Source organism: Devosia sp. 1566 (assembly GCF_004005995.1).
Classification (GTDB): Bacteria; Pseudomonadota; Alphaproteobacteria; order Rhizobiales; family Devosiaceae; genus Devosia.
On the sequence record NZ_CP034767.1, the window covers coordinates 1,354,815 to 1,369,349 of the forward strand.

At 64.1% G+C, this 14,535-nt stretch carries 12 protein-coding genes; 6 read left to right on the forward strand and 6 right to left on the reverse strand.

What is annotated here, in order from left to right:
- Positions 1-106 precede the first annotated feature (106 nt).
- The gene (locus ELX51_RS06560) at positions 107-1,765 is read left to right on the forward strand and encodes a Na/Pi cotransporter family protein (RefSeq protein ID WP_127752769.1); all 1,659 of its coding nucleotides are present in this window, start codon (positions 107-109) and stop codon (positions 1,763-1,765) included.
- A gap of 93 nt (positions 1,766-1,858) precedes the next feature.
- On the opposite strand, the gene ELX51_RS06565 is transcribed toward ELX51_RS06560, so the two are convergent.
- The 6 genes from ELX51_RS06565 to ELX51_RS06590 all read right to left on the reverse strand — a co-directional run bounded on the left by ELX51_RS06565 (position 1,859) and on the right by ELX51_RS06590 (position 8,398).
- Complete coding sequence (locus ELX51_RS06565; protein WP_127752770.1) at positions 1,859-2,644, reverse strand: SDR family oxidoreductase; 786 nt, start codon at positions 2,642-2,644, stop codon at positions 1,859-1,861.
- A 2-nt stretch (positions 2,645-2,646) separates the two neighbouring features.
- The gene (locus tag ELX51_RS06570; protein WP_127752771.1) at positions 2,647-3,423 is read right to left on the reverse strand and encodes an ATP-binding cassette domain-containing protein; all 777 of its coding nucleotides are present in this window, start codon (positions 3,421-3,423) and stop codon (positions 2,647-2,649) included.
- Entirely contained in the window at positions 3,420-4,496 is a 1,077-nt protein-coding gene (locus tag ELX51_RS06575) for an ABC transporter permease (RefSeq protein ID WP_127752772.1), read from the reverse strand. The genes ELX51_RS06570 and ELX51_RS06575 overlap by 4 nt, the downstream gene beginning before the upstream one ends.
- A 73-nt stretch (positions 4,497-4,569) precedes the next feature.
- On the reverse strand, positions 4,570-5,592 hold the full coding sequence (locus ELX51_RS06580) for a sugar ABC transporter substrate-binding protein (RefSeq protein ID WP_127752773.1): 1,023 nt from the start codon (positions 5,590-5,592) through the stop codon (positions 4,570-4,572).
- 229 nt (positions 5,593-5,821) lie between these two features.
- Positions 5,822-6,913: a mandelate racemase/muconate lactonizing enzyme family protein gene (locus ELX51_RS06585; RefSeq protein WP_127752774.1), complete on the reverse strand. Its 1,092-nt coding sequence runs from the start codon at positions 6,911-6,913 to the stop codon at positions 5,822-5,824.
- Positions 6,914-6,919: 6 nt separating this feature from the next.
- Entirely contained in the window at positions 6,920-8,398 is a 1,479-nt protein-coding gene (locus ELX51_RS06590; protein ID WP_127752775.1) for an aldehyde dehydrogenase family protein, read from the reverse strand.
- A 170-nt stretch (positions 8,399-8,568) separates the two neighbouring features.
- On the opposite strand from ELX51_RS06590, the gene ELX51_RS06595 reads away from it, so the two are divergent.
- The 5 genes from ELX51_RS06595 to ELX51_RS06615 all read left to right on the forward strand — a co-directional run bounded on the left by ELX51_RS06595 (position 8,569) and on the right by ELX51_RS06615 (position 14,512).
- The gene (locus ELX51_RS06595; protein ID WP_248305268.1) at positions 8,569-9,303 is read left to right on the forward strand and encodes an FCD domain-containing protein; all 735 of its coding nucleotides are present in this window, start codon (positions 8,569-8,571) and stop codon (positions 9,301-9,303) included.
- A gap of 43 nt (positions 9,304-9,346) precedes the next feature.
- Entirely contained in the window at positions 9,347-11,002 is a 1,656-nt protein-coding gene (locus tag ELX51_RS06600) for a GMC family oxidoreductase (RefSeq protein ID WP_127752776.1), read from the forward strand.
- A complete protein-coding gene (locus ELX51_RS06605) occupies positions 10,992-11,717 on the forward strand; it encodes an SDR family oxidoreductase (protein WP_127752777.1) in 726 nt (241 codons plus the stop codon). The genes ELX51_RS06600 and ELX51_RS06605 overlap by 11 nt, the downstream gene beginning before the upstream one ends.
- 219 nt (positions 11,718-11,936) lie before the next feature.
- Positions 11,937-12,917 carry an ABC transporter substrate-binding protein gene (locus tag ELX51_RS06610; RefSeq protein WP_127755197.1) on the forward strand — a complete coding sequence of 327 codons (981 nt, stop codon included), beginning with the start codon at positions 11,937-11,939 and terminating at the stop codon, positions 12,915-12,917.
- A gap of 59 nt (positions 12,918-12,976) precedes the next feature.
- Complete coding sequence (locus tag ELX51_RS06615) at positions 12,977-14,512, forward strand: sugar ABC transporter ATP-binding protein (RefSeq protein WP_127752778.1); 1,536 nt, start codon at positions 12,977-12,979, stop codon at positions 14,510-14,512.
- The last annotated feature ends 23 nt before the right edge of the window (positions 14,513-14,535 follow it).

The window sequence follows — 14,535 nt, forward strand, 5'->3', positions numbered from 1 at the left end:
TGACAGCGCACAGCGTCATTCGCGGTTTTGCCCCAAGCAGTTGCATCACTGGGGTTCATGTGAACATCATAGGGGCTGGCCATTTGGCCGCTCAAGGAGGCGTCGTTTGTATTTCATCGCAGTGCATCTGGTAGCCGCCATCGTGCTGCTGCTCTGGGCAGTGCGCATGGTGCGGACCGCGGTTGAGCGCGCCTATTCGCCCCAGCTCAAGCGTTTGCTGGCCTACGCCAACAAAAGCCGCATCGGCGCCGCCGCTGCCGGCACTGCCATGGCCGTTGCCCTGCAAAGCTCCACTGCCGTTGCCGCGCTCGCCTCGAGCTTTGCTGCTGGCGGGCTCCTCGAAGGCGGCACGGGCCTCGCGCTGATGCTGGGCGCCTATTTCGGCTCGGCGCTCGTGGCCAGCATCCTGTCCTTTGATCTCACCCTCCTCATGCCCCCGCTGATCATCATCGGCGGCATGCTGTTCCTGCGCGGCCAAAGCCGGGGCACGAAGCAACTCGGCCGCATGGTGCTGGGCATCGCCTTTGTGCTCCTGTCGCTGCAAATGGTGGGCGAAGCCACCGCCCCCTGGCGCGACAGCCGCGCGCTGGGCTCCGTCATTACCTATCTGCAGGGCGATCTCTGGACCGGTTTCCTTGTTGCCGCGCTTATCACCTGGGCGTCCTATTCCTCCGTCGCCAGCGTTCTCGTCATCATCTCCTTTGGCGCCACCGGCCTTATCCCGCTCGAAGTGGCCACCGCCTTTGTGCTCGGCGCCAATCTGGGCGGCACGCTGATCTCCTGGAGCATGACCAGGGCCGCCGATGTGCGCGCCCGCCGCATCGCTGTTGGCGCGCTGGCCTTCCGCGGCGGCGCCGCGATCCTCGTTCTGCTGCTGGTCCAGCTGCTGCCCCATCTGCTTGACGCTATTCCAGGCAGTGTCGGCCTCCAGGCAAGCATCCTCCATATCGGCTTCAACTTCGCCGTTCTGGTGCTGGGCTTGCCGCTGACCGGCCTTGTTGCCCGCCTGACCGAGCGCTTCATCAGTGAAGCGCCCGTCGAAGGCGAGCTCAATGTCGCCCGCCTGCGCTCCAACGCTCTGCTCTCGACCCCTACCGGCAACATCGATGCCGCCCTCGCCAGCGCTACGCGCGAGTTGCTGCGCATGAGCGAAACGGTCGAGGTCATGCTCCAGCCGGTGATGGAAATCTTCCAAAGCTGCGACAAAACAGCCATCCGCCGCATCAAGGCGCTCGAGTCCGAGGTCGATCAGGCCAATCGCGAGATCAAGCTGTTCCTCACGCGCCTTGAATGGGAGGAAATGGACCCCGCCCAGACCCGCCGCGCCAAGGACCTGACCAATTTCGCCATCAGCCTCGAACAGGCCGGCGACATCATCGTCAAGCAGCTGCTCAAGCTCGCCGAGCAAAAGCAGGAGCGGCGCCTCGCCTTTTCGTCCCAGGGCTGGAACGAGCTGACGGACCTGCATGCGCGCGTGCTGGGCAACATGCAACTGGCCTTCAATGTGCTCGTCTCCGAGGACACCGATTCGGCCCGCCAGCTCGTGGCGGAGAAGGACGAGATCGGCGTGCTCGAGCGGCGCAGCATGGAGCAGCACTTCAGCCGCATGCGCGACGGCAACCCCACCAGCATCCAGTCGAGCGACCTGCACCTTGAAACCGTGCACGCCCTGCGCCGGATCAACTCCCTGCTGACCGGCATCGCCTATTCCATCCTCAGCGACAGTGGCGAACTGCTCCGCACCCGGCTCGTGCAGACGGGTTAGTCCAGCGCAAACGCCCCGCGTTTGTCGCGCAGCGCAAACCCGGCGCAAACGCCCCCCGGCGCGTGCGCTTTTGCGCACGTCGCTCCCCCGCGCCTAAACCGTCTTCAGCCAGCCGCCATCGACGAAATAGGTCGAGCCCGTCGAATAGCTGGCCTTGTCCGAGCACATGAACACAAAGAAATTCGCCAGCTCCTCGGGGCTGGCGAAGCGCTTCATGCCCCCGGCCTCGTTGGCAACGCCCTGCAGATGCGCCTCCCAGCCATCTTCGCCGGCGATCTGCTTGGCCGTCTTGATCCAGTCGGGCGTCAGGATCAGCCCGGGATTGATGGTGTTGACGCGGATATTGTCGCCGACGACCTCGGTGGAGAGCGTCTTGCTGAACATCATCAGCGCGGCCTTGGTGGTGTTGTAGATCGGCTCATACCAAAGCGGCTGCACCGCGCAGATCGAGGCGTTGTGCAGCACCACCCCGCCGCCCCGCGCCTTCATGCTGGGCACGAGCCCACGCGCCAGCCGCACCGCCGCCATCACATGCAGGTCCCAGTAATACTGCCACTTGGCGTCATCGGCCTCCTGGATGGTTTCATTGGAGCCGGTGCCGGCATTGTTGATGAGGATATCGACCCCGCCAAAGCCGCGCTTGGCCCCGGCGATCACCGCCTCGCAGCCGGCGGTCGTTGCCACATCGGCGGCAATGGCGGAAACGATCACCCCATAGGTTTCGGCAATGCGGATGGCTTCCCGCTCGGCGCGCTCCCCATCGCGCCCGACCAGCACCAGATTGGCCCCTTCTGCCGCCAGCCCCTCGGCCACTGCCAGCCCAATCCCCACCGTGCCGCCGGTGATCACCGCGACCTTGTCCCGCAAACCCAAATCCATGCTCAAACCTTTTGTTCTACCGGCGGCGGCATCGCCCCGGTCATGATCGCCACCGCATCGGACATGGAAAAGTCCTTGGGGTTGATCACCGCGATTCGCTTGCCGAGGCGGTGGATGTGAATGCGATCAGCCACCTCGAACACATGGGGCATGTTGTGCGAGATGAGCACGATCGGCAAGCCGCGCCGCCGCACATCAAGGATCAGCTCCAGCACGCGCCGGCTTTCCTTGACCCCTAGCGCCGCTGTCGGCTCATCCATGATCACGACCCGGCTGCCAAAGGCCGCGGCCCGCGCCACCGCGACGCCCTGCCGTTGCCCGCCCGACAGGGTTTCCACCGCCTGGTTGATGTTCTGGATCGTCATCAAGCCCAGCTCCGAGAGCTTTTCGCGCGCGATTTTCTGCATGCGGCCGCGATCGAGACTGCGAAACACCGAGCCCATGACGCCTTGCTTGCGCAGCTCTCGGCCCAGGAACATGTTGTCGGCAATCGAGAGGGCCGGCGACAGCGCCAAATCCTGGTACACCGTCTCGATCCCCGCCATCCGCGCTTCGAGCGGCGAGCGGAAATGCACCGGCTGCCCCTCGAGCAGGATTTCCCCGCCATCGGGCAGCACCGCACCACAGAGCGCCTTTATCAGGGTGGATTTGCCCGCACCATTATCCCCGATCACCGCGAGGATCTCGTTGGGCATCAGCTCGAAATCGGCATGGTCGAGCGCCACGACCCGGCCATACCGCTTGGTCAGTTGCCGCGCTTCGAGAATGGGCTGGGTCATGCCGAAACCCTCCGGATCCATTGGTCGATCGCCACGGCGATGATGATCAGCGCGCCAACCGTCAGCTGCCGCCACAGCGGATCGACCCCGGTCAGCGACAATCCGGAATCGAACACGCCCACGATCAATGCGCCGAACAGCGTCCCTAGAATGGAGCCGCGTCCTCCAAACAGCGACGTGCCCCCGATCACGACGGCGGTGATGGCGTCGAGATTGGCGGTTTGATTGCCCAGCGGCGACACGGCGCCGACCCGGCCGATCAGCACCCAACCGGCAATCCCGCACAGCAGCCCTGCCAGGGTATAAACGCCCAACAGGGTGCGGTTGACCTGAATGCCCGCAAGCCGTGCGGCATTGGCATCATCGCCAATGGCATAAACATGCCGCCCAAAGGCCGTGCGGCTCAGGAGATACCAGATCACCACCGCGACCAGTAGCATCAGGATCGAGCCATACATCAAGAAGGCACCACCTCCGAGCGGGATGCGCGCACCCATCCAGCGCAGGAACGGCGCATATTGATCCAGCGCCTGCGCCCGGATCGTCGCGGCATTGGACACCAGCGTAATCAGCGCCCCATAAATGCTCCAGGTGCCCAGCGTCACGATGAACGGTGGCAGCTTGAGCGCGGTAACGAGAAGGCCATTGAGGAAGCCGCACAACAGCCCCGTCAGCAACCCCGCGGGGAAGGCAATTGCCACCGGCACCTGATAGTCCACCGCCAGCTTGCCCATGATGATGGACGACAGCACCATGATCGCGCCGACGGACAGGTCGATCCCCGCGGTAATGATCACGAGGGTCTGCGCCGTGCCCAACAAGGCAATAAGCGTCACCTGCGCCAAAATCAGCGACAGGTTAAGTGAGCCAAAAAACCGACCGCCGGTCACGAACCCGAACACCGCCACCGCCACCAGCAGGATGATGGCGGGAATCGCTGTTGGGTTCTGGTGAAAGAAGTGCTGGATCCGGCGCCCCGCACCGGGTGCCTCGTCCTCAAAGCTCGCCACTCCGGCAGGTCCGCTGCCAAGGCCACGCTCCGCCGTCGTCACGCCGCTGGCGTCGTCACTCATCGCCTGCTCCTCCTGGGGTGAGCGGAATGCAGTGGGCCCCTCCGGCGAGTGGCCGGAGAGGCCGGGGAGGCGTCTAGCCCCAGCAGAGTTCGGCAGCTTCAGTGGTGTCGATCGATTCAACCCCGTCCACCGGCTTGTCGGTCACGAGGCGTGCGCCCGTATCGTAAAAGCCCAGTTCCGGGTCGACTTCGGGCTTGGTACCGTCCTCGGCGAACTTGGCGATCGCCTCCATGGCAAGCGATGCCATGTCGAGCGGGTATTGCTGTGAGGTTGCGCCGATAATGCCTTCCTTGACGTTCTGCACGCCAGGGCAGCCACCATCGATGGCCACGATCAGCACCGAACCATCATCCTTGCCCACCGACTGCAGGGCCTGGTAGCCGCCCGCCGCCGCCGGCTCGTTGATGGCATAAACCACATTCACATCCGGGCAGCGTTGCAGCAGCGTTTCCATCGCGGTCACCCCGCCTTCTTCGGCGCCGCCGGTGACTTCATGCCCGCAAATGCGCGGATCGTCCTCGTCGCCATAGCGATTGGGATCCTTCACATCGATGCCGAAGCCTTCCATGAAGCCCTGGTCGCGCAGATAGTCCACCGTAGGCTGGTTGGTGGCCAGATCCAGGAACGCGATCTTGGCATTGGCCGCTTCATCGCCCAGCGTGCCAGCGGCCCATTGCCCGATCAGCCGTCCCGCCTGCCGGTTGTCGGTGGCAAAGGTCGCGTCGGCCGCATCCATCGGGTCGAGCGGGGTATCCAGCACAATGACCAGCAGCCCGGCATCGCGGGCCTGCTGAATAGTGGGCACGATAGCTGACGAATCCGAAGGAACGATGGCAAAGCCCTTGGCGCCCGCGGCGATCAGGCTTTCGATAGCGGCGATCTGGCTTTCATTGTCGCCATCGAACTCGCCGGCAAAGGTGCGCAACTCGAGCCCGAGTTCCTGCGCCTTGGCCTGCGCGCCTTCGCGCATCTTGACGAAGAAGGGATTGCCCTCGGTCTTCGTGATCAGTCCGACAATTTCCTGCGCATAGGCCGAGCCGGACGCAAGGCCGAGCAGCACGGCGCTAGCCGCCGTGGCTTTCCAAAACCTGTTCATGTGTTCTCCTCCAGAACAAGGCCGCCCCGAATTTTTTCGGTCACGACCGCTGCGAAGTTCGCGCGCACTCCTCGTGCGCCGCTTCGATAAAGATGATGTCAGCACGCCACCTTGGGGCCTGTCAATCAACCGGAATGGGGCTTTGCTCGTTTGTTGCTGTTGCTTCCGCCCTATCTTGGTGCGAGAGCCTGGCGGCAAGTAAATGCTGCCGTTTCCTTGTGCATTTGCTTTACGTAACGCTGCGCAATTTACCCCAATCGAACTCCACGCCCGTGCCGGGCACATCCGGCGCCACCGCCAGCCCGTCGCGCAACTGCAGGGGGCGGATGGTGTACTGGTCGATGTCAAAGCTATGCGCCTCCACCCAACCGGCATTGGGCTGTCCGGCTACGAGGCTCACATGCAATTCCTGCATCCCGTGGCTGCACACCGGCACCCCGTGTGCGCGCGACAGCTCTGCCACCCGCAGGAACCCGGTTATCCCCCCGCAATTGGAGGCATCGGGCTGGATGAACGAGAGTTGCGACTGCGCAAAGGCGTATTCGAACTCATGGATGGTGTGGAGGTTCTCCCCCATCGCCAGCGGCATCCCCGTTGTCTCGACGATCGTGGCGTAGCCGGCGTAATCATCGGGGATGATCGGCTCCTCGAACCAGAGCAGATCGAAGGGCTGGAACGCTCTCGCCGCCGCAACCGCGCGGGGCACATCCAGCGCATAATTGGCATCCACCATGAACGGGGTATTGGGGCCGATGAGCGCTCGCACGGCGCGCACCCGCTCCACATCTTCGGCCAGATCCGCCTTGCCCACCTTGATCTTGATCGCCCTGAAGCCTGCCGCCAGATACCCCTCGATGCTCTCGAGCAGCTCGGGTAGGGTGTAGTTGAGGTCGATCCCGCCGCGATAAACCTTGGCCGTTGCCCCGGCGCCGCCGGCCATCTGCCAGAGCGGCCGCCCCTCGCGCTTGCCCTTCAAATCCCAGAGCGCAATATCCACCGCCGACATGGCAAAGGCGGTGATCCCGCCGCGCCCCACATAATGGATGTGCCACCACATCGCGTCATAGATGGCGTCGATCTCCCCGGCATCGCTTCCCAGGAGCATGGGTGTCAGATCATCCTCGACGACCGCGAGAATCGCCCGCCCGCCCTTGCCGCCGGTATAGGTATAGCCCGTGCCCTCCGCGCCATCGCTGGTGCGGATGGTGACGGTGATGAGCTCGAAATGCGTATGCGCCCCGTGCTTGGCATCCACCATCACCTTGGGGAGCGGCACCCGAAACAACTGGGCCTCGACGGCCTCGATCACTGGCGTGTTCATGTTGGCTCAGGACCAGTTCACATACATGGTTTTCTTGCGGAAATAGCCGTCCAGCCCATATTTGCCGTCCTCCCCGCCCAGCCCCGATTGCCCCCAGCCGGTGTGGAAACCTTGCACCAGCTCGCCGCTCGAGCGGTTGCAGTAGATTTCCCCGAACTGCAGCGCTTCCGCCGAGCGCATCAGCCGCTTGAAGTTCTGCGTATAAACATAGGCAGAGAGTCCATATTCGCTGTCATTGGCGAGGCTCAGCGCCTCCTCGAAATCTCCCACCACCATGGCCGGCACCACGGGTCCAAAAATCTCCTGCTGCATCGCCGGCACCGAGTTGCTGGGCACTTTCATCACCGTGGGCGCATACCAATGCCCGCGGGCAAACTCCCCCTCCCGCAGCGGCCCCCCCTCGAGCAGCACCTCGGCCCCCGCTGCTACCGATTGCGCGACGATAGCGGCGACCTTTTCGACCTCCGGTCCACTGATCTTGGGCCCAAGATCGGGGTCACTCAACGGATCGCCGATCCGCAACCGCTGCGTGCGCGCCACAAATTTTTCCAAAAACTCATCGGCAATCCCCCGATGCAGATACATTCGCTCGTTGCAGGTGCAGATCTGCCCGCAATTGCTGAACCGCGCCGCCACCGCGCTTTCGACTGCCGCATCCACATCGGCATCGTCCATGACGATAAACGGCGCCTTGCCCCCGAGTTCGAGCCGCAGCACCTTGATCTGGTCGGCGCCCGCCCGGTAGATTTCCTTGCCCGCTCGCGTGCTGCCGGTCATGGTGATGAGGTCGGCATGGGGATGGGTCACCAGCGCTTCCCCGACGCTCCGCCCCGCGCCCGTCACCACATTGAACACGCCCGGCGGGAACCCCACTTCTTGTGCTAGTGCCGCGAGGGCCAGCCCCGAAAACGGCGTGAACTCATGCGCCTTGAGCACGAATGTATTGCCCGCCACCAGCGCGGGCCCCAGCTTGCGCGTGGCGAGCGCCGCCGGAAAGTTCCACGCCGTCAGCCCCACCACGACGCCATGCGGCACCCGCCGGATCCACACTTCCTCATTGGCCACGTCCGAGGGAAAGATATCCCCCTCGATCCGCCGCGCCGACTCCGCCGCATAGCGCAGGAAAGTCTCGGTCGCCCCGATCTCGCCCATGGCCTGGTTGAGCGGCTTGCCCTGTTCGGCCACCACGATCCGCGCCAGCACGCCATCGTTCTCGCGCACCGCGTCGGCCAGTCGCGAAAGGAGCTTGGCCCGCTCGATCGGCGGCCGCGCCCCCCAGGCCGGCTGCGCTCGCCGCGCCGCCTCCAGTGCCGCCGCCGCATCCTCGGGCCCGCCCTGGGGAATGGTGCCGATGATGCGCTGATTGGCCGGGTTCTCCACCTCGAACACATCGCGCGCGCCCCCATCGGTCCAGCGCCCGTCGATCAGCATCTGTCCGCGATACACCCCGCTACCGGCCAGCTCCGCCAACATCTCCTGCAGCATCAACGGCTCCTCCGCTTTGCTCCGACCAAAACAGCATAAGTGAGGCTGTGCAGCCCCACAAAGTCAAGCCCCGCCGCAGTTCACCAAAACTTTGGACGGACCAAACGGTGTTTTGCGCTTGCATTCTGATGCGAACTTGGTTGAGGTATCGGGCAAAGGAGAGCGGTGACGTGACGGGCGCAATGGAGCTGGCAGCGGAACACCGAAGCGGAGCGAGTGATCGCGCCGCCGATATGGTCGTGGCCCGGCTCGAAGCCATGATCGGCAGCGGCGAACTGCCTGATGGCAGCTATCTGCCCGCCGAGCGCGAGCTCATGGCTCAGTTCAACATCAGCCGCACCGTCGCGCGCGAAGCGGTGGCGCAACTGGCGGGCAGGGGGCTGGTTGAAACCCGCCCGCGCTTCCGCCCAGTCGTGCGCCGCGCCGGCTATGATGCCGCTCTTTCGGCTCTCGGTGGCGTCGTCGGCCAGCTACTCGGGCAAACCGCGGGTGTGAAAAACCTCTACGACACCCGCGTTTTTCTCGAAGCCGCGCTGGTGCGCCATGCTGCGCTCCATGCCCGCAAGGATGATCTCGCCGCCCTGCGCACCGCGCTCGAGGCCAATGAAGCCGCCATCGGTGATGCCGCTGAATTCTATCGCACCGACATGGCCTTTCATGCCGTCTTTTACGAGCTGCCGCGCAACCCGGTGATGCCCTCGATCCATCGCGCCTTCACCGGCTGGCTGCGCCCCCATTGGGAGCGCATGGATCGCTCCTCGGAGCGCAACCGCACCAATTGGCTCAGCCACCGCGAAATCTACCAGGCCATTGCCGAACGTGACCCCGAGGGGGCCGAGCGCGCCCTCAATGGCCACCTGACCGCCGCCTGGGAATATGTGCGAGGAACATTCGACCAGGGCTGAACTCCGCCAAGAGAGGACGCCCACCCGAGGAGGACCACCAAGCGTGACGCAGGAATACGATCATATCGTTGTGGGCGGAGGCGCGTCGGGCTGCGTGGCGGCCGCGCGGCTGGTCGAGGCCGGGCGCCGGGTGCTGCTTCTGGAGGCCGGGCACTCCCACCATCATCCGCTGCTCGATATGCCGCCGGGCATCTTCAAGATGATCAACGGCTCCAAATTCATGCGCTACCATGCCACGACGCCCCAGGAGCATCTGGACGGGCGCGTCCATGAGATTAGCCAGGGCAATGTGCTGGGCGGCGGCACTTCAGTGAACGCCCAGGTCTATATGCGCGGCCGCCCGTCCGACTACGATGCCTGGGATGAGCTCTTACGCGGCAACAATGCCGGAGTGCGCTGGGACTGGGAGCATGTGCTCCCCCATTTCCGCGGCATGGAAGGCAATAACCGCTTTTTCGATGAGCGCCACAACGACAGCGGCCCGCTGCTCGTATCCGATCCCGGCCATATCGATGATGTGTCGCGCTGGTTCGTGCAAACCATGCAGGGGCTGGGCGTCCCCTTCAATCCCGATTTCAACGGCCCGCGCCAAACCGGCGTCGGCTTCTACCAGTTCATGAACCGGCGCGGCAAACGCTCCAGCGCCGCTTACGCTTTCGTCGAGCCACTGCTCAAGCATCCCCGCCTGACCGTCAAGCTCAACGCCGCCGTGCAGCGCCTCGTCATCGACAAGGAGCGGGCGACCTCCGTCGTTTACGCCGACAACTCGGGCGAGCACACCGCCCATTCGGCTGCCGATATCATCGTCTGCTCGGGGGCGCTGGTTTCCCCCAAGCTGCTGATGCTTTCGGGCATCGGCCCCGCCGATGAACTGCGCGGGCACGGCCTTCCCGTCACCCTCGACGCGCCCGGCGTCGGCCAGAACCTGATCGATCATCCCGAAGTGCCGATCCTCGCGCACTTCAATGGTCCCTATGGCTATTTCGGCCACACCGATGGCTGGCGCATGCTCATGCACGGCCTGCAGTTCAAGGTTTTTGGCTCGGGCATGGTGACCTCGGCGGGCGTTGAAGCCGGGGCCTTCGTCAATCCCATCGACCCCGAGGCGGAACCCAGCATCCAGGCCTTCTGCGTCCCCTTTGTGTACCTCGACCGCGACCTGCTCAAGCTCATCGCGCCCACCCATGGTGTCACCGTCACCACCGTCGTCACCAAGCCGAAATCGCGCGGCTTCGTGAAGCTGCGGTCTGCCAATCCGGCCGATATGCCCGTGGTGTCGCCCCATCTGCTCAAGCACCCCGACGATATGGCCACCATGATCGCCGGCCAGCGCTTTTTCCTGCGCGCCTTCCAGAACGGCCCCTTGGGCTCGCGCGTCGACAAGATCCTGCGCCCCGACCCGGCCGATTGGAGCGACGAGGCCCTGGCGACCCACTGCAAGCGCATGGTCAAGACCAATTACCACCCCGCCGGCACCTGTCGCATGGGGCCTGATGGCGATCCATTGGCCGTCCTCGATGCCCAGATGCAGGTGCGCGGCATCGACAATCTGCGTGTCGCTGATATGTCGGCGTGCCCCACCATCAATGCCGGCAACACTGCCGCCCCGGCCATGATGCTGGGCGATCGCTGCGCCAGCTTCATCTTGGGCAGCACAGTCAATCAGATGGACGGAGTACGCGTTAGCCATGTCGCTTGAAGGCAAATCAGTTCTGGTCAGTGGTGCGGGCAAGGGTATCGGCCGGTCCACCGCTCTTATGCTCGCCAAGGCGGGCGCCCATGTCGTGGCGCTCAGCCGCACCGAGTCTGACCTGGATAGCCTCGTCGAGGAAATTGGCTGCACGCCGGTCGTGGTGGACTTGTCCGACCCTGAGGCTACTGTCGCCGCGGCCCATGCAGGTGGACCGGTCGACTATCTCGTCAACAATGCCGGCACCACCATCCTCGAAAGCTTCCTCGAAACCAGCGTCGACAGCCTCGAGCAACTAATGGCCGTCAACCTGCGCGCCCCGATGCTGCTCGCCCAGGAATATGCGCGCGATCGCATCAGTCGCGGCCTCGGCGGCGCCATCGTCAATGTCTCGAGCAATGCCGCATGGATGGGCTGGGCCGATCACGCTGCTTACTGCGCCAGCAAGGGTGCCCTCGATGCCATGAGCCGCGTCATGGCCAACGAACTGGGCCGCCATGGCATCCGCGTCAACACCGTCAATCCGGCGATTACGCTGACGCCGATGGCGGTAAAGGCCTGGAGCGATCCGGCCAAGGCCGATCCCATGCTGCGGCGCATGCCCCTCGGGCGGTTCGTGCAGCCCGAAGAAGTCGCGTCCGTGATCCTGTTTTTACTCAGCGACGCGGCCGCCATGATCAATGGTGTGGCCCTGCCGATAGATGCGGGTTTTGCCGTGAACTGAAGCAGCAGAGGGGAGCCCGGCAGGAAATTTGAGGGAGATAGTCGCAGGTTCCGGCCATGCTCCGGGCGCAGGTGCGTGTCGCTTAATACACCAAGGATTTCAGTTAGTTAGTACTAATTAGCTGCATTGACGTCGCAAGATTATTTCGTCAACTATCATGGTTCGTGGCTCAAGCCACCGGTCGCGCAACAGCGGCCAAACTGGGAGGAAAACTACATGATGATTACCCGTCGTAGTCTGCTGATTGCTTCGGCCGCCAGCGCCGCAGCGTCCATTCTGGCCTCGCGTGCCTTTGCCGCCGCGCCCCCGCTGGAACAGAAGGACACCTACAAGGTCGGCTTTGCCCAGACCGAGTCCAACAATCCCTGGCGCCTCGCGCAAACCAAGTCCATGCAGGACGAAGCCGCCGCCCGCGGCTGGCAGCTGGTTTATACCGATGCGGCGGGCTCCGCCGCCAAGCAGGTGGCCGACGTCAATTCCATGATTGCCCAGGGCGTGGATCTGATCTTCCTCGCCCCGCGCGAAGAAAAGCCGCTGATCCCCGCCATCATGGCCGCCAAGGGCGCTGGCATTCCGATTATCCTGCTCGATCGCAATGTGGACCAGAGCCTCGCCAAGCCCGGCGAAGATTACGTGACCTTCATTGGCTCCAATTTCGTCGAAGAAGGCCAGCGCGTCGCCGAATATCTGGTTGGTCTCGGCCTCGACAAAAAGGTCATCATCGAACTCGAAGGCACCACCGGTTCCTCACCGGCCAATGACCGCAAGAAGGGCTTTGATGACGTCATTGCCCAGAATTCGGACTTCCAGATCGTGGCCTCCCAGTCCGGCGACTTCGCCCGCGACAAGGGCCGCCAGGTGGCCGAAACCCTGCTGCAGGCTCATCCCGACGCCAATGTCATCTATGCCCACAATGACGAGATGGCCATTGGCGCCATTGCCGCCCTTGAAGCGGCTGGCCGCACCGCCGGGCGCGACGATTGCCTCGTCTTCTCCATCGATGGCGGCAAGGAAGCCGTGCAGCTCGTGGTCGATGGCAAGATCGAAGCCGTGGTCGAGTGCAACCCGCGCTTTGGCCCCAAGGCCTTCGACACCGCCGTGGCTTATGCCGCTGGCGAAACCATCCCGCCGGTGATCATCAATCCCGACGAGATGTATACGCCCGAAAACGCCGCCGAACTGCTCGACACTGCCTACTGATCGCAAGGTGACGGGCATCCGCCCTCGGGGCGGGTGCCCCCGTTTTTCGGAGTTCCAGCATGGCCGATGATCTGCTGCTCTCGATGACCGGCATCGACAAGCGCTTCGCCGGCATCCCGGCCCTGTCCGGGGCCTCGCTTGAGGTACGCCCCGGCGAAGTGCACGCCCTGATCGGCCAGAACGGCGCCGGCAAATCCACCATGATCAAGGTGCTGACCGGCTATCACAAGCGTGATGGCGGCGAGGTCCTGTTTGCCGGCCAACCCTTTGAAGTGGGCTCCCCCCATGAAGCCCAGTCGCGCGGCATCAGCACCATCTACCAGGAAATCAACCTCGTCCCCTTCCGCTCGCTCACCGAGAATATCTGCCTGGGCCGCGAAGCGCGCCGCTTTGGCATGCTCGATTGGAACGCCATGCACGCCGAAGCGCAGCGCCTGCTTGCGAGCTTCGGCATCACCGTCGATGTCCGCCGCCCCTTGATGGATTTCAACACCGCCACCCAGCAGATGGTCGCCATTGCCCGCGCCATCGGCTTTTCCGCCCGCCTCGTCATCATGGACGAGCCCACCTCGTCGCTCGACGAGGGTGAAGTCGCCATGCTGTTCAAGGTCATCCGCCAACTCAAGGCCGACGGCGTTTCCGTCATCTTTGTCAGCCACAAGCTCGATGAGCTCTATGACGTCTGCGACCGCGTCACCATCATGCGTGATGGCCGCACCGTGCGCACCGCCGACATGCACGAGATCGACAAGCTCGATCTCGTCTCCGCCATGCTCGGGCGCGACATCAGCAAGGCGGAAGGTCACGCCACCGCCTTTACCGAAAGGCACCGCGAGGCGGGGGAAACCGTCTTTGCCGCCCGCAACCTGGCCGCCCGGCAGGCGGTGCAGGATGTCAGCTTCGATGTCGCGCGGGGTGAGATTGTCGGTTTTGCCGGCTTGTTGGGGGCAGGGCGCACCGAAACCGCCCGCCTCGTCTTCGGCATCGATCGCGCGCGCGCCGGCGCCATGCAGATGGGCCACCAGCCCTATGCCCCCGGCCGCGCCAAGGACGCCATTGCCGCCGGCATGGGTTTTGTCACCGAGGACCGCAAGGCCGAAGGGATCGTGCCCGAACTCAGCGTCGCCGAAAACATGACCCTCGCCCTCCTGCCGCGCATCAGCAGGAACGGGGTCGTTTCCGAAACCGAGCAGCGCGAACTGGTCGAGCGCTTCATCGCCCAGCTCGGCATCAAATGCTCCGGACCCAACCAGAAGATCCGCGAACTCTCCGGCGGCAACCAGCAAAAAGTGCTGCTGGCCCGCTGGCTCGCCACCAATCCCAAGCTCCTGATCCTCGATGAACCCACCCGCGGCATCGATGTGGGCGCCAAGGGCGAGATCCAGCGCCTCATCCGCTCCCTCGCCGATCAGGGTCTGGCCGTGCTCATGATCTCCTCCGAACTCGAGGAAGTCGTCGAAGGCGCCGACCGCGTCTTTGTGCTGCGCGAAGGGCGGACAGTCGCCGAACTCACCGGCAGCGAGATCACCGAAGAGCGCGTGCTCGACGCCATGGCCCACGGCCATTCCACCCGAACCGAGCAGGTGCAGGCGTGACCGCAACTCTTCCCGCCCCGCAC